The sequence below is a fragment of the Staphylococcus sp. AtHG25 genome, assembly GCF_003217445.1.
Classification (GTDB): Bacteria; Bacillota; Bacilli; order Staphylococcales; family Staphylococcaceae; genus Staphylococcus; species Staphylococcus haemolyticus.
Genome location: NZ_QJSN01000003.1, coordinates 151,350 through 176,301, shown reverse-complemented (window position 1 = coordinate 176,301; position 24,952 = coordinate 151,350). Strand labels below are relative to the sequence as shown.

Sequence of the window (24,952 nt, the reverse complement as noted above, 5' to 3'; positions counted from 1 at the left end):
ATCCTTTAATATACTGATTTTATTATAGGCGTAACATCAAGAATAATATTTTACAGAAAAACAGAATTAATTTTAAAAAAGTTGGGACAACACATACGTTGTCTCAACTTTTTTGTTTTATAAATTTAGCGAATAGCAGTAGCATTTTTATTATTATAAGTACTTAATTCAAACATAGTAGGTGCTACTTCTTTCCGTGCCAATAAAATTTTCATACCTTAAGTATTCTCATTGGAAATTAAGCAGGGTACTTTTTTGAAGGTAATATACTTCATATTTGTCGGCTAAGTATTTTATAAAAATCAGCAATTCTTTACTTTGAACTTTATCTTGTTTGAAATCAGTTTTTAATTGAGCTGATTTGTTTTTTTCAATTTCATTAGCTTTGTGTTTAAAGTATCCCCACATATGATCGTATGCATTGATTATTGAACCATTGGATGGAGTCGTTTGGAATGCTTCATTGATAGCGAGTTGAACTTCATTTAAAGTTGGAGATTGCTTAAGCAATTCACGAATATAATTATAATGCTGCTGACTATGGTACAAGACATTATACTTTTCTTCTCTCCATAACTTTTCAATATAGCCACGTTCTTTCATCAAATACCGCCTCGCTCACTTATTTTATAAGTTTTAATATGTTTTTCCCAGAAACTTAGATTACAAATCTAAAATATGAATAATTGGTGAAGATAAAAAAGGTTATTGCGTTATTTTTTGGAACCGATTACAATAAAATTAATGAATAGAACCGGTTCCATTCAATAGGAGGGAAATTTAATGAACTATAAAAAGTCGGCTGAAGAAATTCTTGAAGCTATAGGTGGGGAAGATAATTTAGAGGCAATGGCCCATTGCGCCACAAGATTGAGACTCGTACTTAATGATGAAAGTAAAGTAGATGAGGACACTTTATCGAAGATGGATGTTGTTAAAGGTACATTTTCAACTGGCGGTCAATATCAAATCATTATTGGTTCAGGTACAGTCAATAAAGTATTTAATGAACTTGAAAAAATAACAGGGAAAGAGGCTTCTACAACAGCGGATGTTAAAGATAAATCTGCTCGAAACATGAATCCATTACAACGATTCGTTAAGATGCTATCAGATATATTTGTTCCTATTATTCCAGCCATTGTTGCTGGTGGGTTATTAATGGGAATTAATAATATTCTAACTGCGCCAGATCTCTTTTATGATAATAAGTCTTTAATAGATGTTCATAGTCAGTTTGCTGGATTAGCAGATATGATTAACATCTTTGCAAATGCACCATTTACGTTATTACCAATATTAATTGGATTTAGTGCTTCGAAACGATTTGGAGGTAATCCATTCTTAGGTGCAGCTTTAGGAATGATTTTAGTACATCCATCATTAATGAGCGCATACGATTTTCCTAAGGCTGTAGAAGCGGGTAAAGCAATTCCACATTGGGACTTATTTGGTTTACATATTAATCAAGTGGGTTATCAAGGACAGGTGTTACCAATGTTGGTGGCAGCATATATTTTAGCAACTATTGAAAAGTGGTTACGTAAGGTTATACCAACTGTATTAGATAATTTATTAACACCATTATTATCTATTTTAGTTACGGCATTTCTAACATTTTTATTTGTAGGACCATTAACAAGACAGCTTGGTTATTGGTTATCAGACGGATTAACATGGTTATATGAATTTGGTGGTGCAATTGGTGGGTTTATCTTCGGTTTATTCTATGCGCCAATTGTTATAACAGGTATGCACCATAGCTTTATCGCTGTTGAAACAACATTAATCGCTGATCAAGCAAAAACGGGAGGTTCATTTATCTTCCCAATTGCAACAATGTCTAACGTAGCACAAGGTGGTGCAGCATTAGCAGCATTTATCATTATTAAAAATAACAAAAAATTAAAAGGTGTTGCATCTGCAGCTGGTGTATCAGCGCTATTAGGTATTACAGAACCAGCAATGTTTGGTGTAAATCTTAAGTTAAGATATCCATTTATAGGTGCAATCATTGGATCGGCTATTGGATCAGCTTATATCTCATTCTTTAAAGTTAAAGCCATCGCTTTAGGTACAGCTGGCCTACCAGGCTTTATTTCTATTAATCCAGCGCATGCTGGGTGGTTGCATTACTTTATTGGCATGCTCATTGCTTTTATTGTCTCTGTAGCTATTACTTTAGTCTTATCTCGACGCAAAGCTTATCAAGCAGCAGCTGAATAAACAAAAATAAGGGGTGGAACAGAAATAATATTTTCCAAAATTCATTTCGTTTTATCCCCAGCTTGCTTAGCTTGTAGAATTTCTTAATGAAATTCTCTTTGCTGGGGCCCCGAACCCCAACTTGCTTAGCTTGTAGAATTTCTTTAGGAAATTCTCTTTGCTGGGGCCCCGAACCCCAACTTGCTTAGCTTGTAGAATTTCTTTAGGAAATTCTCTTTGCTGGGGCCCCGAACCCCAACTTGCTTAGCTTGTAGAATTTCTTTAGGAAATTCTCTTTGCTGGGGCCCCGAACCCCAACTTGCTTAGCTTGTAGAATTTCTTTAGGAAATTCTCTTTGCTGGGGCCCCGAACCCCAACTTGCTTAGCTTGTAGAATTTCTTTAGGAAATTCTCTTTGCTGGGGCCCCGAACCCCAGCTTGCTTAGCTTGTAGAATTTCTTTAGGAAATTCTCTTTGTTGGGGGTCCCGCCCCTCGGCAAGGTTGACTAAAATAAAAAAGTTTGTTAGAAGTGCATTTTTAAATCAGTCAACAACTGCCAATATATATTTTTAGCCTGAGTCATTGATTATGTCCCAGGCTTTTTTGTATCTATTATAATTATAATTTTTGTTTTCTCCATAAGAAGATACTTACTATAGTCACGAGAACGAGTGAAATTCCTACGATGAAGAGCCATGATGAATAACTTTTCTCATCGAGTGGAAGCGGAACGTTCATACCGAAGAAACTAAACACAAGTGTTGGTAATGTGAGTAATACTGTAAATAATGTAAGTGTCTTCATAATATTATTCATTTCATTAGATAACAATGAAGAATACGAAGTCGTAATACTCTCTAAAATGCCAGTATATAATTCTGTCGTTTCAATCGCTTGGTTGTTTTCAATCACTAAATCTTCTAATAAATCTTCATCTTCTTCAAAGCGTTTTATGGCAGGTAAACGGAATAATTTTTTAATAATTGTATCATTTCCTTTTAAAGCAGCTAGAAAGTATACCAAACTTTTTTCAACTTCCATTAATTTGTATAGCTGTTTATTGGTAATATTATTTTTTAGTTCACGTTCAATGCGGATTCGTGATTTATTTAAAAGTCTTAAATTTCTGTTGTAGTGGTTTGAAATAGTTAATAAAATATCTAGCGCAAAGCGACTATGAAAATTTAAATTAACATCATCTTGTCGTGCATAATTCTCTAAGAATTCATTTTCAGCATCACAGATTGTCAAAATAAGTCCTTTTCCGATAACAATTCCTAATGGGATTGTAACGAAAGATAAGACGCGACGGTGCGTAGAACTTACAATAGGTAAGTCGATAATGATAAGGGAATAGCCTGTATCGTCATCATATTCAATACGTGCGCTTTCATCAGCATCTAATGGATCTCGAATAAAATCCTCGGGCAAATTATATGTTTCAATTAATTGTTCAATTTCTTCTCTTTCAGGTTCTACAACATTAATCCATGATGCAGAGTGATCTAGAGTTGTTTCAACGATGTCATTGTTAGTTGAATGTTTATATGCAGTTAGCATGGTTAATGATTCCTTTCATATTCATTTAGTCTCAGTTGGATTGGGTACGTTCATAATGATTTTGAATCATAATACGTAATTGGCCGTTATAAATAATATTAAAAATATACTTTGTTAAATCATTTACAGAAATACGACTATCGTCTTGTACCCAATATTTGATGATTGAAATAGTAGCACCTGAAACATAACTATGAAAATACATTTCAGGTATACCATCTATCTCATGGTCAATACTAATATATTTTTGCATATTTTCTTTCATTAAGGAATGAATTTTTTCTTCAAGTCTACTTTTACGTTCTAATTGAAGAATCGTATGGTAAAAGTCCATATTATCGGAGATATGTTGTAATACTTTGGTCAAAATATTATTAATAAAATCATCAGCTGTATTTTCTGGTGTACTAGTGTCGAGTTGATTAAATTGAGTTGATGGCCAAATTTGTGAAATGCATTCATCTTCCATATCAGTTAATAACATGTATTTATCTTTATAATGTAAATAAAATGTACCACGATTAATATCTGCTTGATTTGAAATATCTTGAACAGTGATTTTGTCGAGGTCTTTCTTTTTTAAAAGGTCTGTAAATGCACGTTTAATAGCTGATTTTGTCTTTCTTATTCTCCTGTCTTCCTTCATTAAATATCGACCTCCTAATAGTAAATAGACAAAAATTTACAATCTGTTCAATAACGTACGGTATTTGAATAATTGATTATTGTTTATTTTTGACTATCTCATTATAATTTACAAGGTATTAAATATTTAACACATTGTTCAATAAATTTTAGGAGGTTAGATTTCATGAATATTTTTAAAAGCAAACTATTATGGCTTGCACCTATTGCAGCGATATTATTATTAGTTATATTCTCTTTGGCTTTTTATCCAGCGTTTAATCCAAAATCAAAAAAATTACCAATAGCCGTTGTAAACAATGATAAAGGTGTAGACATTCAAGGTAATAAAGTAAATATCGGGAAAAAATTGAAGATAAATTAATGGATAGTGATTCTGATACTGTTAAGTGGGTTAAAGTTGATAAAGAATCAGATATTAAAAAAGGTCTTAAAGATGAAAAATACTATGGGGTATCTATTTTTAACAAAGACTTTTCAAAAAATGCAATGAGTAAAACGCAAAAAGTAGTAATGGATAGTAAAAAAGCAGAAATGAAGGAAAAAGTTGAATCTGGTGAAATTCCAGCCTTCTTGATGGTAGTTCTAATGGGAGTAACTGGTTTAGTCGTTAATTTATTCTTAGCAACATATGGTAACTATGCGATAGCAAGTTACGGCATCTCATTTAGACTTGTTCAATTCCCAGAACTAATCATAATGGGACATTCAGAAGGTGTTGTACCTCTAATTGCATATAATTTCGTATCTAATAAAACAAAAATGAAAGATACCATTAAAGTGGTCATCGTGTCTATTGCTGTTATATTTACAGTTTGCATGACTGTCGTTCTTGTAGCCGGACATTCAATTGTTCAATTATTTAGTACTGATCCTCAAATTGTTATTCTAGCTACATTTATTTTAAAAGTGACTATGACATCATTACTTCTAAATGGCATTGGATTTTTATTTACTGGCATGCTGCAAGCTACTGGACAGGGTCGTGGGGCTATAATAATGGCAATCGCATAAGGAACAGTTATTATTCCAGTTTTATTTGTCTTAAATAGTTTATTTGGCTTAGGTGGTGTCATTTGGTCATTATTAATAGCTGAAACAGTATGTGCATTTTTAGCTATGTTTATTGTGTATTCATTAAGAAATCGATTAACAGTTGATAAAGCAACTTTAATTGAAGCGAATAACATAGGATAGTGGCTTTAGCCCGAAAAACTACTGGCTAAATGAATTGAAACCGTCAATAGTACTAACAATAAGTTGTTTATAATCTATAATTTTATAAATTGGATAAGCGAGGGGATGAAATGATATCGATTTCAGTCTAGCTTTTATTTTTGGATAAAAAGTGGCAAATTAGAATAATTATTGTTAAATAGCACGCATTATTTTATCATAAGTAAATGAGCAAAATTTTATGGGAGGACGTCAATGGTGAATTTACAGCGAAGTTTTAAAGTAGCTTTGGCATTGATAATGATGTTTTTATTATTGTTAATTCCGATACTTCATAATGTCGCATCTGCGCATGCAACTTTGGAAAAAACTACACCAACACAAAATGGGGTTATATCGAAAGCGCCTGATACGATAGAGTTAACATTTAATGAACCTGTTAACGCTGAATACTCAGGCATCACAATATATAATGATAAAGGGAATAAAGTAGGGGATATAAATCCTACAACAACCGGACATTCTAAGACACTTACATTTCCTACTGATAAAGTTCAACAAGGGACACAGCAATTAGAATGGCATACAGTATCTGCTGACGGTCATGAGATTAGTGATCGTTTTGAGTTCTCAGTAGGTAAGAAGACAGCTAACGGTGTTGATACATCTCCAGCATTTTACGAAATACCTAATTTCTGGTTTGGATTATTCAGATACATAGCTGAAGGTGCAACGATTATTCTTGTAGGTCTATATTGGTTAAATGGTATTGCACGACGTAATAACCTATCTACATTCGATGTATTTCCTAGACATATTGCAGTGTCTTTAATAATGATGATGGCATACTTGATGTCACTTGTACTTTATTTGATGACATTGTCTTCGGATATATTAGATGCAATATTATCCCTTGAGCCTAGTGCAATAACACAATTCCCTTACATATTAAGTGCCATTGCTTTAATTGTTTTAAGTGGTTTATTCGTCTTAAGAAACATGGAGAAATCATGGTACTGGATTGTATCTATTGCAATGATTCTAGCTATAAGTATGTCAGGACATGCATGGTCACAAAGCGTACCATTATGGTCTATCATACTAAGAACACTACATTTAATAGGTATTAGTTTATGGTTAGGTGCATTAAGCTATTTATTGATTTCAGTATTTACACGTAAAAAAGATGCCGTAGATTTATTGCGAGAAATATTATTAAAAGTTAATGCTGCTGCGGTAGCAATAATCATTATTTCAGGTGTATTAATGTCTATTGATCAAACGAAGATTTTGTCAATTTGGACAAATATGCAAACTTGGACGGTATTCTTACTATTTAAAGTTTTTGGTACTTTAATAATGATGTTATTGGGATTATTGCAAACAACACGTGCACTCAATAAACGTAATAGAGTAAATAAATCTTCATTAATTATAGAAGTTTTAATTGGTATATTACTTATTTTAGTCGGAGTAATTATGAGCCAAATCAGTATTCCATAGAAGGAGAAAAAAGATGATAAAAAAATTATTAGCTACAAGTTTCATACTCTTTTTTACATTAAGTTTCTTTAAAGTAGCAGATGCGCATGTTACTTTAAACCCAAAAGCAGTTGACCCAGAATCTTATGAAAAAGTAGATGTTAGGGTTCCTGTAGAACAAAAAGATCATACTGAAAAAGTAGAATTAGAAGTTCCAAAAGAAGTTCAAGTTGTTAATATACAACCAGTAGAGGGCTATAAGTATAAATTAGATAAAGATAAAAAAGGTAACATTACTAAAATTATTTGGACTGCTAAAGGTAAAGGCATTGGGCCAGATGAATTTATGGATTTTCCAATTGTTGTAGCCAGCCCTAAAGATGAAGGCAAGTATGCATTTAAAGCAATTCAAACCTATGATAACGATGATAAAGTTAAATGGACTGGAAAAGAAAATAGCGAACACCCAGCGCCTACGTTAGAAGTTAAAAAGAATGCTAATGCAGTAGATGTAAAAGATGAAAAATCAAAAGATACTGCTAGTGAACAAACTTCTTCAAGCGGTTCAATTGCTTTATGGATCGTATCAATCATCGCAATTATATTATCATTAGTCGCATTATTTAAACATTCAAGAAATAAATAATATTACGAGTGAGGCTAGGACCAAGTCTCTTTGTAAATAGGCATAACTTATTTAACTGAGTTGAATTGTATATTAAGTTTGACTCAGTTAAAGTACCTCACTCTCATAATTCTATTTATTAACAAGTGACTCAATATTACAAATATTGTCACTGTAAAGTTGATGATAATAAATTATAATAATAATGTGAGGGAGGCATTGTTTATGCGACGATTACTATATGCATTTTTGGTCTATATGATCTTGGGACTTTTCAGCGGATTCTATTATAGAGAATTGACAAAAGCACATCATTTTACGGGTGATACACAATTATCTATTGTACATACGCATACACTTATTTTAGGTATGTTTATGTTTTTAATACTGATACCATTAGAAAAAGTATTTAAATTAAGTAGTTACTATTTATTTAACTGGTTCTTCATCGTTTATAACATTAGTGTTATAGCAACCATTGGTATGATGGTAACGAAAGGAACGTTCCAAGTATTAGGAAAAAGTTTTTCTCCAGAAGCATTTGCTGGATTTGCAGGTATTGGTCATACAGGAATGCTAGCAGGATTATTATTGTTATTTTTCTTAATTCGACAAGCAGCACTCAAAGAACCAAGAGATTAATTGATTTGAAGTGAGACTTTTCATTTTTAATAGCACAATCGTGTTATTGATGAAAAGTCTTTTTTTAGCTAATAAAAGTAGAATTGCAATTAAAATATGATTTTCTTCAATAATATATGCACATATAGTATAATTAAGGCAAAATAATGATAATAATTATCATTCGAAACGGGACATAATCTTGGGAGGATTTACAATGCAAGATGTAACTATTATTGGTGGTGGACCTGCTGGATTATTTGCGAGTTTCTATGCTGGTTTACGAGGAATGTCTGTGCGAATCATTGACGTACAAGATAAATTAGGTGGAAAGATGCAAATCTATCCAGAAAAGATTATTTGGGATATTGGTGGTGTAGCGCCTAAACCTTGCAATGAAATCATTAAAGATATGATTAACCAAGGCTTACATTTTAACCCTAAAGTTAATTTGAACGAACGTGTAACAGATATACGCAAAATAGAAGAAAGACACTTTGAAGTAGAAACAGATAGCGGAAAAATTTATGACTCAAAAGCTGTAATATTTGCTGTCGGCGGAGGGATTATTAATCCTAAGCCTCTTCAAATTAAAGATGCAGAGCGTTATCGTTTAACAAATTTACATTATGTTGTGCAATCTTTCTCAAAATTTAAGGGAAAAGATATTCTAATTTCTGGTGGGGGTAACACTGCTTTAGATTGGGCAAGAGATTTAGCTAATATTGCAAATTCGATTACACTTGTTTATAGAAAATCAGACATTAAAGGCTATGAAGCAATGATAAGTGTACTTAAAGCGTTAAATGTGAACCTGTTGCCTAAAACACAAATTAAAGAGTTAATAGGTGACAATAAATGTGAATGTATTAAAGAAGTAAAACTTGAAAATATTGAGACTGGAGAAGTTACGACACAAGCGTTTGATGATGTTGTTGTTAGTCATGGTTTTGATCATGAGAATCCACTACTTAAAGACTGTACATCTAAACTTGATTTATACGATGAATATCGTGTTAAAGGTTTTGGCAACACGACAACAAATATTCCTGGCATCTTTGCTTGTGGGGATATCGTACATCATGATGCTAAAGTACACCTCATTGCTAGCGCGTTTAGTGATGCTGGAAATGCAGCAAACTTAGCTAAAACTTACATTGATCCTGATGCATACAAAGAAGGATATGTTTCAAGTCACAATGATGTATTCAAAGAATCAAATAAAAAAGTTATTAATCAATATTTATAAGATTATATTAAGGGGATAGAAAATAATGATTAGATATTCTAATGAGCCACCAGAGGCTCAAGCGTATTGTGACTTAAGAGTTAAAGCAGGAATGAGCCCTAAATCAGAAACTGCAGCTCGAAACGGTTTACCAAATGGCTGTTTCAATATTACGATTTATGAAAATCAACAATTGATTGGAATGGGCAGAGTTATAGGTGATGGTGGAACGACATTTCAAATTGTAGATATAGCCGTTGATCCAGATTATCAAGGACAAGGCTATGGTAGGCTTATTTTGGAAAAAATAATGGCATATATTAATTCCGTAGCTGAAAAGGGAACTTATGTTAGTTTGATAGCAGACTATCCAGCTGACAAGCTGTACGAAAAATTTGGATTCAAGACTACTGAGCCAAAATCAGATGGCATGTATATCGTGTTTTAATTATAAAAACCACTAGGACAAATCGAAATCATAGAAGAACGTGTTTTTATATCGTTTCATTCTATGATATTGAGACTGGATTGTCCTAGTGTTTTTTTCGATTTAACTATGCATCAAAATCAATAATAATACGACCGAAATTATCGTGGTTTAAAACAGTTGAAATCGCATCTGGTAATTCTGAAAATGAAATGACTTTTTTAATATCATGAAGTTTGTCAGATTTTAAGTCAGTTGCTAAACGTCTCCAAACACGTTCACGTAATTTCATTGGTGTGAATACAGAATCTATACCAACTAGACTTACGCCTCTTAAAATAAATGGATAGACAGTTGTATCAAAAGAAACACCACCTGTTAAGCCAATTAGTGCGACACCACCATTATTATCTATACGATTAGTGACAAAAGGTGTTCCATTTCCTCCAATAGGGTCAATGGCAGCTTGCCAAGTTCTTGAACCTAATGGCTTTTCATCATTATCTGTAATACGATCAATAATTTCATTCGCCCCTAAAGCTTCTAGTTTGTCACCCGCATGTTTGTTTCCTGTACTAGCAACTACTTTATATCCTAAATTAGAAAGCATAAGCACTGCCAATGCGCCTATACCACCAGATGCGCCACGTACAAGTACCTTGCCGCCCTCCAGTGTCATGAAACCAGCTTTTTCCAATTTTTCAATAGCTAAACCGGCAGTATAGCCTGCTGTACCATAAATCATAGCTTCTTCTAAAGTCATATTATCAGGCAATTTAACTACCCAATCGGAATTTACACGTGCGTATTCACTAAATCCTCCATAATGACTTACACCCATATCATAGCTTGTTACAATGACTTCTTCACCTTCATTAATTGTTGGGTCTTCTGATTCAACAACGGTACCAGCTAAATCTATACCAGGAACCATAGGATAAGATTTAAGGATTTGATTATTATCCGTTGTAGCTAATGCGTCTTTATAATTAATACCTGAATAATGAACTTTGATTAAGACTTCACCTTCAGGTAAATCATCAGTTGTTAACTGAGAAAAGTCACTATTAACGCTTCCATCGTTGTTTTTATCCACTAAAAAAGCTTTAAATTGATTACTCATATTACGTGACTCCTTTATATATTGTATTAGTGCTTATTTTATACCCTTAATAAACCAATTGTATGCTTTAAAGCCTTATAAATATAAGGTAAATTAAAAGTCTCTTGGCTTCAAAAAATAAAAAAATTTTTATTTAAAAATGTATTTGAATTGTTATTGACACTTTATTGGGCTAAACCTATAATAAATTTGATAATGATTATCAATTGAAAAAATAAAAGTGTTTATATGAATATAAAAGACGACATAACAACGATATTAAGTTGGTGTTAAATATGATGTATACATAATTACACGATTCATCTTCAAATGATAATCTTCTAAACTATATTGAGGTGAATACATAATGAAAAAATTACCAACTATTTTATTAGCATCTTCTTTATTTTTAGCGGCTTGTGGCAACAATAGTCATAGTGACGATAATAGTAATAAAGATAAGCAATCGCAGAGTAGTAAAGGGGATAACAAAGCAACATTACAAAAAGCAACTAAAGAATATGAAAAGTATACAGATGGTCAACTTGATAAATTCTTGGATGGAACTGAAAAATTTGTTGCAGCTATAAAAGCAGATGATATGGATAAAGCGAAAGAATTATATCCTAAAGTACGTATGTATTATGAAAGATCAGAACCTGTTGCGGAAGCTTTTGGTGATTTAGATCCTAAGATTGATGCTCGTTTAGCAGATATGAAAGAAGAGAAAAAAGAAGATCAATGGACAGGTTATCATAAGATTGAGAAATCACTTTATCAAGATAATAAAATAGATGAAACAACTAAAAAAGATGCTGATCAATTATTAAAAGATGCTAAAGAATTAGATGCGAAAGCAGATACTTTAGATATTACTCCTAAATTAATGTTACAAGGATCAGTTGATTTATTAAATGAAGTTTCAACTTCAAAAATTACAGGTGAAGAAGAGATTTACTCACATACAGACTTATACGATTTTAAAGCTAATATCGAAGGTGCACAAAAAATCTACGAATTGTTTAAACCTGAGTTAAATAAAAAAGATAAAAAATTAAGTGCTGATATTCAAAAGAACTTTGATAAAGTTAACCAACTATTAGACAAGTATAAAGACGGTGACGGCTTCAAAGATTATAGTGCAGTTACTAAAGAAGATAGAAAAGCTCTATCAGATGCTGTAAATTCACTTGGTGAACCTCTAAGTAAAATGGCTGTGGTTACAGAATGAGTAAAGTAGATCATAATCAAAGTGACCAAGTATCTCGTCGCTCTTTTCTAAAAATGTTAGGAATAGGTGGCGCTGGTGTGGTTATCGGTGCTAGTGGGGCAGGCAGTATTTTTTCATTTAAATCGATGTTCGATACACCTGAGAATGAAGATAAAGATGCATTTGAATTTTATGGACGTGTACAAGCAGGTATTACAACACCGACACAAAAAAATTGTAACTTCGTTGCATTAGAGTTAAAGACTAAAGATAAACAAGCGATTAAAGACATGTTTAAGAAGTGGACGCAAATGTCAGTCAATATGACTGATGGTGCACCTGCTGAAAAAGATAGTCAAAATGTATTATTACCCCCTGTGGATACTGGAGAATCAATTGGATTAGGTGCTAGTAAATTAACATTGACATACGGTATTAGTAAATCATTTTTGAAAAAGATTGGTATGTCATCAAAAATCCCATCTGGATTTAAAGATTTACCACATTTTCCTAATGACCAAATAGATGATGAATACAGTGATGGAGATATCATGATTCAAGCGTGTTCAAATGATCCACAAGTAACATTCCATGCGATTCACAACTTAATTCGACCATTTAGAGATGTTGTTAAAATGAAATGGTCACAAAATGGTTTTGTCTCTGGCAAACTAGAAGAAACACCTAGAAATTTAATGGCATTTAAAGATGGTACAGTTAATCCTCGTAAAAATGACGAGCTTAAAAAGTATGTATTCATTGACGACGGTTGGGCTAAAAATGGAACGTATTGCATTATTCGACGCATTCAAATTCATATAGAAACATGGGACCGTACATCATTAGAAGAGCAAGAAGCTACTTTCGGACGTAAACGAGCATCCGGAGCACCATTAACCGGTAAAAAAGAATTCGACAATATAGATTTAGACGCTAAAGATAGCAGTGGTCAATATGTTATCGATCCAAATGCGCATGCGCGTCTAGCACGTGAAGTGAAAACATCAATCAAACGACGTGCATATAACTATAATGATGGAACAAATGCCAAAACAGGGGCGTTGGAAACAGGATTAATGTTTATTTGTTTCCAAAAATCAACTCAACAATTTATTGATATTCAAAACAATTTAGGACACAGTGATAAGTTAAATGAATATATTACGCATCGAGGTTCTGCATCCTTCCTTGTGTTACCAGGTGTAAAAAAGGGAGGCTATATCGGTGAAACCTTATTTAACTAAATTAGTCGTTGCGCTAGTCCTTATTCTCACGGTTATTAGAATTGTCCCAGCACATCAAGTAAATGCTGCAGATGATAGCAAAATAAGTGATGTGTATGTAGCGATAACTGATGCAAAATCAACTATAGAAGATAAAGATAAAAGTAATAAAGAAAAACAAAGTGCACTTGCTGATATTAAAGAAAAAGTAAAATCTTTAAACATTAAAGATAACAAAGAAGGTAAAGACGTAAAGTCAAAACTTGAAGCGGTAGATAAAGCCTCTTCAATGAATGCTAAAGCTGATAAATTATCACAATTAACTAAATCATTAATCGCTTATGAAGATGCAGTTTCTACCAAAGATATCAGTGGTGAAATTAAAACATTGAAGCAACAAGTTGCTGCAAAAGATGATCCTATTAAAAAAGCAATCAAAAGTAAAAATGAGTCAGAGCTACAATCTATTAACAATAGTTTAAATCAAATTTGGACGACTCATGAAACAGCCATAAGAAATTATGATGAAGGTAAATATGGACAAATTGAAGTGAACTTAATGCAACTACGTGTTGCTATCCAAAAAGAACCTTTAGATACTAAGAAAGTTGACAATGCCTGGACAACCTTCAAATCAAGTATTGATACGGTCGATCAAAAACAATCCAGCTCAGATAATGATAAATATAAAGTAACGCAACTAAATGATGAGTTAGATAAAGCGATTAAAGGGATAGAAGATAATAATTTAGATCAAACTGATGCGGCATTATCTAAATTTGTTCAAATTTGGCCATATGTTGAAGGGAAAATTCAAACAAAAAACGGTTCATTATATACTACAATTGAAGATAAAATACCGTATTATCAAAGTATTCTAGACCAGAGTAACAAAGATCGCGTTAAAGACGGATTAAAAGACATTAACAATGATATCAAAGACACTGTTGGTCAAGACGGTTATACATTTGTAGATGTTATGATTATCTTTTTACGTGAAGGTTTAGAGGTATTGTTGGTCATTATGACATTAACTACAATGACACGTAATGTTAAAGATAATAAAGGTACAGCTAGTGTTATCGGTGGTTCAATATTAGGCTTAATACTAAGTATTACGTTAGCAGTTGTATTCATACAAACGCTAGGCAATAATGGATTACTACGAGAGGGAATGGAAGCAACACTAGGAATAATTGCAGTGGTTCTAATGTATATCGTTGGTATTTGGATGCATAGACGATCAAGTGCAAAACGTTGGAATGATATGATTCAAAATATGTATCAAAACGCTATTAGTAACGGTAATCTAGTATTGTTAGGTACAATTGGATTGATTTCTGTTTTACGTGAAGGTGTAGAAGTGATTATTTTCTACATGGGTATGATAGGCAGTATTACAACAATGGACTTCGTCATTGGTATTGCTTTAGCGATTGTAATTTTAATTATCTTCGCATTATTATTTAGATTTATAGTGAAACTTATTCCAATTTATTACATCTTTAGAGTACTTTCAATTTTAATTTTTATTATGGCATTCAAAATGCTTGGTGTAAGTGTTCAAAAACTACAATTGTTAGGCACACTTCCACAACATGGTATTGAAGGTTTACCTACAATTGGTTTTATAGGATTTTATCCTAATATTGAGTCAATAGTAGCTCAATTAATATATATAGTGTTCATTGTGTTCTTCATTTTAAAAAATCGCCAAAACAAACAAAAGAATACTAATCCAAACTAATTATCATGAATAGTAAAATAAAACCTCGAGACTTGTGAGGATAACAAGTACTCGAGGTTTATTAGTTATTATGATCGTTGTGAAATTCTTGCGATAAACATACTGAATTCAAATAAAATAATCAAAGGCAATGTTAATAATAAATTCAAAGTAATATCTGGTGGGGCAATAATACTCGCCACTACAAAACAACCAAAATAAATATACTTACGATAGTGTTTTAGTTCATTAACATTGATTAAGTCAAATTTAGCTAGACCCATAAATAATGTTGGGAGTTGAAAAAGAACACCAAAAATTAGCAACCATCGTATTAACTCATGCAAATAGGCTTTAAAACCAATAACAGGCTCAATACTTAAAACTTCAGATAATGTTAAAGAGAAATTTATAATTAATGGAAATCCTATAAAAAACGCAAATGCTACTCCAATTATAAATAACAGTGCACACCATAAGCTATATTTAATAATAAATCCCCGTTCATTAACATGGAGGCCAGGTGCAATAAAAGCCCATAATTGGTAAAACATAATAGGTATAATTAAACACAACGCTACAAAGAAGATAATCATAATGTAAATCTGAATCATTTCAGTAAATGAAAATGCATGTAGTGTTACATGTGCACGTTTAATATAGTGTATAAATGGTTTCATCCACCAATGTGATGATACATATACGATTATCGTTGCAACAATAAAAGCGATGAACACTTTGACGAGACGCGATCGTAGTTCATCAAAGTGTCCTAGAAGTGTATTACTATTTAATGTGTTCTCGTTGTTGTTTTGACTCTTTACTGGGAGTATCATGACTTTCATCTGTATCTATATTTTCTGCTGCAGATTTAAATTCTTTCAAAGTACTACCAATTGCTCGACCAAATTGTGGTAATTTTTTAGGTCCAAAAATAATTAATGCAATTATGCTAATAACGACTAAACTTGTCGGTCCTGTAATTCCTAATACAAACATATTGATAACCTCACTCATTATTGTTAATAATATCATCTATACTTTATACTTATTGATAAATATTATCAATAGAAATTTGCTCTGTTCATAAATAAAACGAATTTAATGCATAGAGGCATGTAAATAGGGAATAAGTTACAAAATAAAAAATGGATAATGAGCGGTATTTTAGGAGGTAGGAATGATGAGTGAATATATAACAATGATTGAAAATATGGATGTGAGTGACTTACGACAAATTTCTGAGACAACGTTTTATGACACGTTTGAAGGAGAATATTCAGATGATGATTTTAATCAATTTTTCAAAGAAACCTATAATGAAAAAGTGTTGTTAAATGAATTAAATAATCCTAATTCATTTCATTATTTTTACAAGGTGAATGATCAAATTGCAGGGTATTTAAAACTTAATGTCGGTAATGCTCAAACTGAGCCTAAAGGTGAAGATTATTTGGAGATTCAAAGAATTTATTTCTACAAGACTTATCAAGGTGGAGGAAGAGGACAAAAGTTTATTCAATTGGCTCTTGATAAAGCGAAAGAACTAAATAAAAATAAAGTTTGGTTAGGTGTATGGGAACATAATCAACAAGCATTATCATTCTATAAGAACCACGGCTTTGAAGTCACAGGACAGCATGAATTTATAACAGGTGAAGTAGTCGATATAGATTTAATAATGGAAAGAGAAGTTTAGCTATAGAACGAATAAAGCTTGGTCTAATAAAATAGGGGAGTTGGGGTTCGGAGCCCCATCCCTTGGTAAGGTTGACTAGAATTAAAAAAGCTTGTTACAAGTGCGTTTTTTAATTCAGTCAACTACTGCCAATATATATGTAGCCTGAGGCATTGAATTATGTCCCAGGCTATATATATATTGTTTATTTATTATTGATAATATCTCGCATAAGTTGAGTTAGTCTTTTTAGTGAGGTGTTATTACGGTTCAGTAGTTGATGATTTGAAATATCAGTTAATGTATGATGGATTAAGTTATTGTGTAATAAATCTTCATCTGTATACCAAACTTTAGATAAACTTTCCATAACATCATCATAAACACCACGCTCTTGCTGATATGATGAATGATTTGGTGTATAGAGACATATTTTTTTGCCAATAGTTAAAGCATCAAAGATAATTGAAGAATAATCAGTAATTACGACATCAGATATTAATAATAAATCTTGCGTTTCAATATGATTTGGTGCTTCAATTGCACCTTCTGGAAGTGTCATGTCATCCTCTATGTGACCTTTAAAAATGACGTGATATTCTTCTAATAATTCTGGTGAAATCGACATCAATTCAGTTGGATTTTTTGTCGCATGCCATGTTGGTGCATATAATAAAATTGGCTTTGTTCGATCAACATTTATTGCATCTTTAATTTTCTTCTGATGATTTTTATCATTCTGATAATGTAGTAAATAGCTAATTCTTGGATAACCATAAGGTATCATTTGAGTATGTTGATTAGGGAAGGCTGTTTCAAATAACCCCTCAGCTGATTCAGAATCTGTTAAAAGATAATCTTGTTTAAGCCATTTATTATACTTTCGTGCTTTGTAATTATAAATATTTTTATTTTGATCTGGTTCTTTACTATCTAAGAATAATTTTTTAATTGGGGTTCCATGCCACAATTGAATAACAGTACCATTTGGTTTGAATTCATCAGGAATATAACTTTCAATGACTACAATTTTTGCTGTTTCAATAAGTTCTTTATTATTCTCAGCATCAGTAGGTAAAAAGTATGGTCCACGTCTATCGTTAGTAATGAAATAAGCTTCCGTGGTAGGATTTCTCTTCACAAAATAATTAAATAAATACTTAGAATTGCCTCTATAACCATAATCAAAACCTAAAAAAACAACATGGTTTTTTACTTTTGAAGAATCTTTATCATATACATAGCTTAGATTACGATGTTTGTTTAATGCATGATTTTGCATTTTGTTATATAGCCATTTTGGTAATTTAAACTTAGTTGTAACAAGCCAACTATCCACAAATCGCATTTCTTCTTCTTTACCAGGATATTTGAATTTACTGTAAGGTATAGAGTGACCATGAATGTATGCCAATTTGTTCAAATCAAAATGATTTATTTTTTTAATATCAAAAGTATCTAATGATGCCCAGAAAGCATGGCTAGTGCGACATTCATTGATGAAATTAAAAACGACGTGATTGTCTATATCAATTTCGTCTTTTAAAACAGAAATGACGGCTAAATCCATAATAGATTTAATGTTATACTTAGATAAATGTAATAAAGCACGTTCAATATTGAAAATAATATTAGGATAGTGGTTAATATTTTTCATCCATGATAAAAATGTTAATATATCTTCACCAAAATAACGACAGTCATTTAAATATAAACCACTTAAAGTATAATCTACTGCTATTGAATTATGTGTTAAGTCTATAGCTTCCAACATATCATGATTGATTTTAATATCATTTGAATAAGGAATGAAATGTGAAAAACCAGCTGATTTGGCTTTGTTTAATTGTAATGCAAGATGGCGCATGTTAGAAATATTTATTTGTTTAATCATCATACATTGTCCTTTAACTCTTAAATTTCTTAAATATATTTTACCATGTGACTAAAAAAAATTCATATTTACAAAAATTACATCATTATATAATTGAAATGTTTGGAAATTTTCGTTGAAAAATAGTGGGATTTTATTTTGTTGAAAATTTAACAAAAATTTTATAAAAAGTACTATATAGTATTGTCATTTAAGTAGAAAGATGGTATATTTTTATTGTGAAAAAGTTCACAAGATATAAATTTGTGAAATCTAGCATTATTAACTTGTCGACAAACTAATAAACAATATAACAATTAGAAGTATGGTCAAACTTCAATTGTCAATATCGCTAGAGTGATCATTAATACAAACTAAAGGAAAGAAGAGTCAGAATTATGTTAGTTCAAACATTTAATCCATTTGATAATTTGGTATTATCTAGTTTAATAGCCGCAGTACCTATTATTCTATTCTTATTATACTTAACCGTTTTTAAAATGAAAGGTATCTATGCAGCTATCACAACGTTAGTTGTTACATTACTTATTGCTATCCCGTTCTTCAAATTACCACTTGGCATTGCAACAGGTGGTGTTGTAGAAGGATTCTATCAAGGTATTATTCCGATTGGTTATATTGTCATGATGGCAGTATTACTTTATAAAATCACTCAAGAATCTGGTCAATTTAATACGATTCAAGACAGTATTACAAGTATTTCACAAGACCAACGTATACAATTATTACTCATTGGTTTCTCATTTAATGCATTTTTAGAAGGTGCAGCTGGTTTTGGTGTACCGATTGCAATTTGTGCGTTATTACTTGCTCAATTAGGTTTTAGACCTTTACAAGCTGCAATGTTATGTTTAGTAGCAAATGCTGCTTCAGGTGCTTTTGGTGCTATAGGAATTCCAGTAGGTGTTGTAGATACACTACACTTACCAGGTGGCGTTCACGCAATGGGCGTATCTCAAACATCTACATTAACATTAGCAATTATTAACTTCTTTATACCATTTTTACTTATCTTTATCATTGATGGTTTAAAAGGTGTAAAAGAAACATTACCTGCTATCTTAGTTGTATCTGTTACGTATACAGTATTACAAGGTTTACTAACAGTATTTAACGGACCTGAATTAGCTGATATTATCCCACCATTAGTAACTATGGGAGCTTTAGCTTTATTCTCTAGAAAATTCCAACCAAAACATATTTTCAGAGTACAGAAAGATGTGGAACCTGAACCGGTGAAACATCACAATGCAAAAGAAATTATCTATGCATGGAGTCCATTTGTTATATTAACAGTTGTAGTTATGATTTGGAGCGCACCATTCTTTAAGAACTTATTCTTACCAAATGGTAAATTATCTTCATTAGTGCTTAACTTTAATTTACCAGGTACTTTCAGTGAAGTCGCTCATAAACCAATTATGTTAAGTTTCAATTTTATTGGTCAAACTGGTACTGCGATTTTAATTACAATTATTATTACAGTATTAATGGCTAAGAAAGTAAGTTTCGGAGATGCAGGACGTTTATTCGGTGTAACTTTTAAAGAACTATGGTTACCAGTTTTAACAATTTGTTTCATCTTAGCAATCTCAAAAATCACTACATATGGTGGTTTAAGTGCAGCAATGGGCCAAGGTATTGCTAAAGCTGGAAACGTGTTCCCAGTCTTATCACCAATCTTAGGTTGGATTGGCGTATTTATGACAGGATCAGTTGTTAATAACAACTCATTATTCGCACCAATTCAAGCTTCAGTTGCACAACAAATTGGAACAAGCGGTTCATTACTAGTAGCTTCAAATACAGTGGGTGGTGTAGCAGCGAAATTAATTTCACCTCAATCAATAGCAATTGCGACTGCTGCCGTTAAAGAAGTAGGTAAAGAATCAGAATTACTTAAAATGACATTACGTTACAGTGTTGGATTACTAATCTTCATCTGTATTTGGACATTTATCTTATCTCTAATTCTGTAATTAATATACAATATTATTCTAAGACATAATTATTTCAAAAATTGCCTGTAAATGAATTGTAAAAATTCGTTTACGGGCTTTTTCAATATTCATAGCAGTCCCCACAAATAAACATAATTATAAGTAGAATTAAACGTTATTAATTGCGGTCATAAATTTTTCATAAACCGTGTTAGGCGTATATTGTTTCAAAGTAACATGTCCTTCATTGATCATCTGACTAGCTTCATCGACGTGGTTCATAGCGATGTCTATATATTTTGCTAATGAACCTGCATCACCATAATTGGCTAAATAGCCATTGGAATTATGATTAATAATGCTAGCAGGTCCAAGTATATTTTTAAAGCTGATAACAATATTATCTTGAGCCATAGCTTCTAATAAAACCATACCAAAGCCTTCATTTCTCGACGGAACCACAGTAATTTTACTGTTAGATAATTTGGTATTAAGTTGTTGAGTTGCAGGATAGATAGTAATTAAATCATTTAATTGATGCTGATCAATCAATTGTTGCAAATGTCCACGCTCTTGACCATCACCGTATATTTCTACTTTAAAATTCAATCGCTTAAGGTCATTTTGAATACGGCGAACACTTTCTATTAAAATATCAAACCCTTTTTCAAAATCTAATCTACCCGCACTAATAATGATATTTTCTTTCTTAGTAGCATATTTTACTGGATTGATGATATTTGGAATTGTATAAACAGGTGTGTCGATTTGTTGCTCGTAATTCAATTGATCTTGTTGAGTTAGCGTTGTGACTAAATCTATGTTGCGATAGGCAGTGAGTATATCTTGTTGATAATTTTCCGGATGAGCATGTAGGTTCATATGTTCCATTCCCACAGTTATGACATCGTTTGAATGATACTTTGAAATTAAAATATTAAAGCTCGCTCTAGTACCTACGAGTACATCTGTATCTACTTTTTTAATTGCTTTAATCATTTTATGTTCTACATATTTGGAAAATTGATTTAACCCCGGCTCAAACTGATTTATTTCTTTTGGTTTCAATAGTGAAGTATATTTATTTAAACGATTCATCATTATTGCTTTAGTGTTCTGAGGTTTTAAACGGTAGTCTACTAATGTCTTTATTTTTATTTTGTCATTTATTTCAAAGTAAGGCTCGTCTTGAGCTCGAAACACAGAAATAATTTCTATGTGATGTCCTTTGTCGGCAAGTGTATTAGCTAATTCAGAAACTGCTTTAACTGTTCCACCTAATGCATAAATATTATGCATGAAAAATGTGAATGATTTCATAGTTACACCTCAAATAATTCATAATAGAAAATTATAGCATTTCTGAGATGTGTCTAATAGTAATAGCCAATGCTAACTAAGATATTAGGTGTCTATCCTTTATTCTAGATAAAAGATGAAAACTTTATGTTAACACTTTTTTCATAGAACGATTATGTATATAATTAAACTAGTTATTAAAAAGTCGATTTACGTTCTGCGTAAAGTTAATATTAAAAATTTTAATAAATAAAGAAAGCGTTTTAATTTATTAAGCCAAGATCAATTTCCTATCGACTAAAGATGTGAAAAAAAAGGGGGACTGTATTGTTATGAGTTCAGAACATAGCAAAACAGATGTCATCTTAATAGGTGGCGGTATAATGAGCGCAACACTCGGTACGTTATTAAAAGAATTATCTCCAGACAAAGAAATTAAAATATTTGAAAAATTAGAACAATCTGGTGAAGAAAGTTCAAATGTTTGGAATAATGCTGGCACAGGTCATTCTGCACTTTGTGAATTGAATTATACTAAAGAAGGCAAAGAAGGCTCTGTTGATATTACAAAAGCAATTAAAATCAATGAACAATTCCAAGTATCTAAGCAATTTTGGGCACATTTAGTAAGAACTGGACAATTAGAAAATCCATCTAACTTCATTCAATCAGTGCCACATATGAGTTTCGTAAAAGGTATCTTCAATGTAAAATTCCTTAAAAACAGAGTAGCAGCATTAAAAGAAAATATACTATTTGAAAAAATGGATATTACTGAAGATCGTGAAAAAATTAAAGAATGGGTACCTTTAATGGTTGAAGGAAGAACATCACATGTTCCAATTGCATTATCTCGTGATGAAAGTGGGACAGATGTAAACTTTGGTGCATTAACAAAAAAACTCATCTCTAATTTAAAAGAAAGAAATGTAGAAGTCTCTTATAAACAAGAAGTTGAAAATATTGAGAAACTGGATAATGGAAAATGGAAAGTGACTGTTAAAGATCTTAATTCTGGACAAAGTCATACGTATGAATCAGAATTTGTATTTATTGGGGCCGGCGGTGCAAGTTTACCGTTACTCCAAAAAACAGGTATCAAGCAATCAAAACATATCGGTGGTTTCCCAGTAAGTGGTCTGTTCTTACGTTGTACTAATAAAGACGTTATCGAAAAACATCATGCTAAAGTTTACGGTAAGGCAAGTGTAGGTGCACCACCAATGTCGGTACCTCATTTAGATACACGGTTTGTAAATGGGGAACGTGCTTTATTATTCGGTCCATTTGCAGGCTTTTCACCTAAATTCTTAAAAACAGGTTCAAATTTAGACTTAATACGTTCAGTTAAACCTAATAATTTATTAACAATGCTATCAGCAGGTGTTAAAGAAATAGATTTAACTAAATATCTCGTATCACAACTTATGTTAAAACATGAAGATCGTATGAATGATTTACGTGTATTTGTGCCTAATGCAAAAGACGAAGATTGGGAAGTTATTGTTGCAGGTCAACGTGTACAAGTGATTAAAGATACTGAAGATAGTAAAGGTAACTTACAGTTTGGTACTGAGGTAATTACATCTGATGATGGTTCTCTTGCAGCATTATTAGGCGCTTCACCTGGTGCATCAACTGCAGTAGATATTATGTTAGATTTATTACAACGTTGTTATGGTAATGAATTTAAAAATTGGATTCCAAAAATTAAAGAAATGGTACCTTCTTTCGGACTTAAATTAACAGAGCATGAGGACGTCTATCGCGCTGTTAATAAAGAAATTCAAAAATATTTAAATGTAAAATAAGTATCATTTCAATATAAAATAACATTAAGCTCCTTATAAAGTTTGCACTTTAAGTGTTTACTTTATAAGGAGCTTTTCCATTAGTAATTATTTTTTATTTAATTGGTTATTGATTTCAGAAACATATTTTCTACTTTTTAAAAACTCTATAATCCAAATAGTGATGTAGATAATGATGAAATAGAATGTAAAAATAAATATATTTGAAACACTTATCGAAAACCATCCGGATAAAATACCAATTGGTAATAATCCAATATAACTCAATATAAAATGCATTAATGTGCTACGTGTGATACTCCAATCTGTGTGCGTAAAGAAAAAGTTTGCTAAGTAAAATAATGCACCAATTAAAAGCCACAAACAAATGGCGATGAGCATTACTAATGGTTCAGACAAGTGTGAATAATATAACTTACCTAGTGTTGTAACTGGTGAAATTGGATAATATTCACCTCCAGCATTGATATAACTAAAAATGATAGAAAGTGCTAAACCTATCACTAAAGAAATACTAACAAATTGATATAATTTTCTCATAATGAAAGTCTCTCCTTTATGGATTTTAAATATCTTCTAGAGGAGTAGGTATAATCAATATGTTGCAAATAAATTCTAATCAAACCATTAGGTTCTAATTGCAATTTTTTAATCTTATTAATATTTACAATTTCAGATTTAGAAATTCGAATAAATGAAGTAGGAAGTTTTTCTTCAAGTTCATATAATCGTTCTTTCAATTTAAATTGTTCGCCGTCTCTAATTGCAATGACTTGATTTTTATGTGTACGAAAACTAGTGATGGTTTGAATTTCTATAATATGGATCATGTCATCTTGTTTGCCATAGAGTTGCTTTAAACTATTCAAATCTTCAATATTTGTAATAACTTGTTGTACTTCATCATCAAATTCAGGTGCGTGAATCGCGATATACTTCTCATCTTCTTCGGGTGATATATGTAACCGTAGTTTCATTTGACTAATGCCTCCTCAACGTCATTTAACCACAAATGTATAGAAAATTTTTAGAACAATATTAAATGGTAGATATATTGAAGTAAGTGGTTAGCTTTGTAAAATAATATCTAACTAAATTGA

Annotated in this window: 23 protein-coding genes and 1 pseudogene; 14 read left to right on the top strand and 10 right to left on the bottom strand. The window is 31.7% G+C overall.

The window, feature by feature from the left end:
- Positions 1 to 228: 228 nt before the first annotated feature.
- Entirely contained in the window at positions 229 to 603 is a 375-nt protein-coding gene (locus BDW31_RS03835) for a YbgA family protein (protein ID WP_037550035.1), read from the bottom strand.
- 180 nt (positions 604 to 783) lie between these two features.
- Here BDW31_RS03835 and BDW31_RS03830 point away from each other — a divergent pair, with 180 nt between their 5' ends.
- Positions 784 to 2,226 (top strand): sucrose-specific PTS transporter subunit IIBC, encoded by a 1,443-nt coding sequence (locus BDW31_RS03830; protein WP_053025032.1) that lies wholly within the window; start codon positions 784 to 786, stop codon positions 2,224 to 2,226.
- 597 nt (positions 2,227 to 2,823) lie between these two features.
- On the opposite strand, the gene BDW31_RS03825 is transcribed toward BDW31_RS03830, so the two are convergent.
- Together BDW31_RS03825 and BDW31_RS03820 are read right to left on the bottom strand one after the other, a co-directional pair.
- A complete protein-coding gene (locus BDW31_RS03825) occupies positions 2,824 to 3,765 on the bottom strand; it encodes a magnesium transporter CorA family protein (RefSeq protein WP_037535792.1) in 942 nt (313 codons plus the stop codon).
- A gap of 31 nt (positions 3,766 to 3,796) precedes the next feature.
- Positions 3,797 to 4,411 carry a TetR/AcrR family transcriptional regulator gene (locus tag BDW31_RS03820; protein WP_053025190.1) on the bottom strand — a complete coding sequence of 205 codons (615 nt, stop codon included), beginning with the start codon at positions 4,409 to 4,411 and terminating at the stop codon, positions 3,797 to 3,799.
- A 165-nt stretch (positions 4,412 to 4,576) separates the two neighbouring features.
- On the opposite strand from BDW31_RS03820, the gene BDW31_RS12700 reads away from it, so the two are divergent.
- From BDW31_RS12700 to BDW31_RS03790, 7 genes and pseudogenes are all read left to right on the top strand, one after another.
- Positions 4,577 to 4,774, top strand: a complete 198-nt coding sequence (locus tag BDW31_RS12700; RefSeq protein ID WP_053025191.1) for a YhgE/Pip domain-containing protein — start codon at positions 4,577 to 4,579, stop codon at positions 4,772 to 4,774.
- A gap of 194 nt (positions 4,775 to 4,968) precedes the next feature.
- Positions 4,969 to 5,607: pseudogene (locus BDW31_RS03815) on the top strand (MATE family efflux transporter); the annotation flags it as partial.
- Positions 5,608 to 5,841: 234 nt separating this feature from the next.
- Positions 5,842 to 7,089, top strand: a complete 1,248-nt coding sequence (locus tag BDW31_RS03810; RefSeq protein WP_053025192.1) for a copper resistance CopC/CopD family protein — start codon at positions 5,842 to 5,844, stop codon at positions 7,087 to 7,089.
- A gap of 13 nt (positions 7,090 to 7,102) precedes the next feature.
- Positions 7,103 to 7,714: a YcnI family protein gene (locus tag BDW31_RS03805; protein ID WP_053025193.1), complete on the top strand. Its 612-nt coding sequence runs from the start codon at positions 7,103 to 7,105 to the stop codon at positions 7,712 to 7,714.
- A gap of 204 nt (positions 7,715 to 7,918) precedes the next feature.
- On the top strand, positions 7,919 to 8,335 hold the full coding sequence (locus BDW31_RS03800; protein WP_011275005.1) for a DUF2871 domain-containing protein: 417 nt from the start codon (positions 7,919 to 7,921) through the stop codon (positions 8,333 to 8,335).
- Between the two features lie 196 nt (positions 8,336 to 8,531).
- The gene (locus BDW31_RS03795) at positions 8,532 to 9,563 is read left to right on the top strand and encodes an NAD(P)/FAD-dependent oxidoreductase (RefSeq protein WP_053025194.1); all 1,032 of its coding nucleotides are present in this window, start codon (positions 8,532 to 8,534) and stop codon (positions 9,561 to 9,563) included.
- A gap of 25 nt (positions 9,564 to 9,588) precedes the next feature.
- Positions 9,589 to 9,990, top strand: coding sequence for a GNAT family N-acetyltransferase (locus BDW31_RS03790; protein ID WP_053025195.1), 402 nt, complete (start codon positions 9,589 to 9,591; stop codon positions 9,988 to 9,990).
- 106 nt (positions 9,991 to 10,096) lie between these two features.
- Here BDW31_RS03790 and BDW31_RS03785 read toward each other — a convergent pair whose 3' ends face one another.
- Entirely contained in the window at positions 10,097 to 11,092 is a 996-nt protein-coding gene (locus BDW31_RS03785) for an acrylyl-CoA reductase family protein (protein WP_110709188.1), read from the bottom strand.
- Between the two features lie 346 nt (positions 11,093 to 11,438).
- Here BDW31_RS03785 and efeO point away from each other — a divergent pair, with 346 nt between their 5' ends.
- The 3 genes from efeO to BDW31_RS03770 are packed head-to-tail and all read left to right on the top strand — an operon-like array spanning position 11,439 to position 15,251.
- Positions 11,439 to 12,302: an iron uptake system protein EfeO gene (gene efeO / locus BDW31_RS03780; RefSeq protein WP_053025197.1), complete on the top strand. Its 864-nt coding sequence runs from the start codon at positions 11,439 to 11,441 to the stop codon at positions 12,300 to 12,302.
- On the top strand, positions 12,299 to 13,525 hold the full coding sequence (gene efeB, locus BDW31_RS03775; RefSeq protein ID WP_070631860.1) for an iron uptake transporter deferrochelatase/peroxidase subunit: 1,227 nt from the start codon (positions 12,299 to 12,301) through the stop codon (positions 13,523 to 13,525). Before efeO ends, efeB begins: the two co-directional genes overlap by 4 nt.
- On the top strand, positions 13,506 to 15,251 hold the full coding sequence (locus BDW31_RS03770; protein ID WP_053025199.1) for an FTR1 family protein: 1,746 nt from the start codon (positions 13,506 to 13,508) through the stop codon (positions 15,249 to 15,251). The genes efeB and BDW31_RS03770 overlap by 20 nt, the downstream gene beginning before the upstream one ends.
- 68 nt (positions 15,252 to 15,319) lie before the next feature.
- Here BDW31_RS03770 and tatC read toward each other — a convergent pair whose 3' ends face one another.
- On the bottom strand, positions 15,320 to 16,066 hold the full coding sequence (tatC, locus tag BDW31_RS03765) for a twin-arginine translocase subunit TatC (protein ID WP_053022222.1): 747 nt from the start codon (positions 16,064 to 16,066) through the stop codon (positions 15,320 to 15,322).
- Entirely contained in the window at positions 16,017 to 16,247 is a 231-nt protein-coding gene (locus BDW31_RS03760) for a twin-arginine translocase TatA/TatE family subunit (protein WP_370444502.1), read from the bottom strand. The genes tatC and BDW31_RS03760 overlap by 50 nt, the downstream gene beginning before the upstream one ends.
- Before the next feature lie 166 nt (positions 16,248 to 16,413).
- Here BDW31_RS03760 and BDW31_RS03755 point away from each other — a divergent pair, with 166 nt between their 5' ends.
- Positions 16,414 to 16,929 carry a GNAT family N-acetyltransferase gene (locus BDW31_RS03755; protein ID WP_053022221.1) on the top strand — a complete coding sequence of 172 codons (516 nt, stop codon included), beginning with the start codon at positions 16,414 to 16,416 and terminating at the stop codon, positions 16,927 to 16,929.
- Between the two features lie 184 nt (positions 16,930 to 17,113).
- On the opposite strand, the gene BDW31_RS03750 is transcribed toward BDW31_RS03755, so the two are convergent.
- Entirely contained in the window at positions 17,114 to 18,802 is a 1,689-nt protein-coding gene (locus BDW31_RS03750; RefSeq protein ID WP_053025200.1) for a CDP-glycerol glycerophosphotransferase family protein, read from the bottom strand.
- A 377-nt stretch (positions 18,803 to 19,179) separates the two neighbouring features.
- On the opposite strand from BDW31_RS03750, the gene BDW31_RS03745 reads away from it, so the two are divergent.
- The gene (locus tag BDW31_RS03745) at positions 19,180 to 20,781 is read left to right on the top strand and encodes an L-lactate permease (RefSeq protein ID WP_053025201.1); all 1,602 of its coding nucleotides are present in this window, start codon (positions 19,180 to 19,182) and stop codon (positions 20,779 to 20,781) included.
- Positions 20,782 to 20,910: 129 nt separating this feature from the next.
- On the opposite strand, the gene BDW31_RS03740 is transcribed toward BDW31_RS03745, so the two are convergent.
- Positions 20,911 to 22,062: a glycosyltransferase family 4 protein gene (locus tag BDW31_RS03740; protein ID WP_053022219.1), complete on the bottom strand. Its 1,152-nt coding sequence runs from the start codon at positions 22,060 to 22,062 to the stop codon at positions 20,911 to 20,913.
- 311 nt (positions 22,063 to 22,373) lie between these two features.
- On the opposite strand from BDW31_RS03740, the gene mqo reads away from it, so the two are divergent.
- Positions 22,374 to 23,852, top strand: a complete 1,479-nt coding sequence (mqo, locus tag BDW31_RS03735) for a malate dehydrogenase (quinone) (RefSeq protein WP_053025202.1) — start codon at positions 22,374 to 22,376, stop codon at positions 23,850 to 23,852.
- A gap of 87 nt (positions 23,853 to 23,939) precedes the next feature.
- Here mqo and BDW31_RS03730 read toward each other — a convergent pair whose 3' ends face one another.
- The gene (locus BDW31_RS03730; RefSeq protein WP_053021421.1) at positions 23,940 to 24,392 is read right to left on the bottom strand and encodes a DUF3021 domain-containing protein; all 453 of its coding nucleotides are present in this window, start codon (positions 24,390 to 24,392) and stop codon (positions 23,940 to 23,942) included.
- On the bottom strand, positions 24,389 to 24,829 hold the full coding sequence (locus BDW31_RS03725) for a LytTR family DNA-binding domain-containing protein (protein WP_053022218.1): 441 nt from the start codon (positions 24,827 to 24,829) through the stop codon (positions 24,389 to 24,391). Before BDW31_RS03725 ends, BDW31_RS03730 begins: the two co-directional genes overlap by 4 nt.
- Between the last annotated feature and the right edge of the window lie 123 nt (positions 24,830 to 24,952).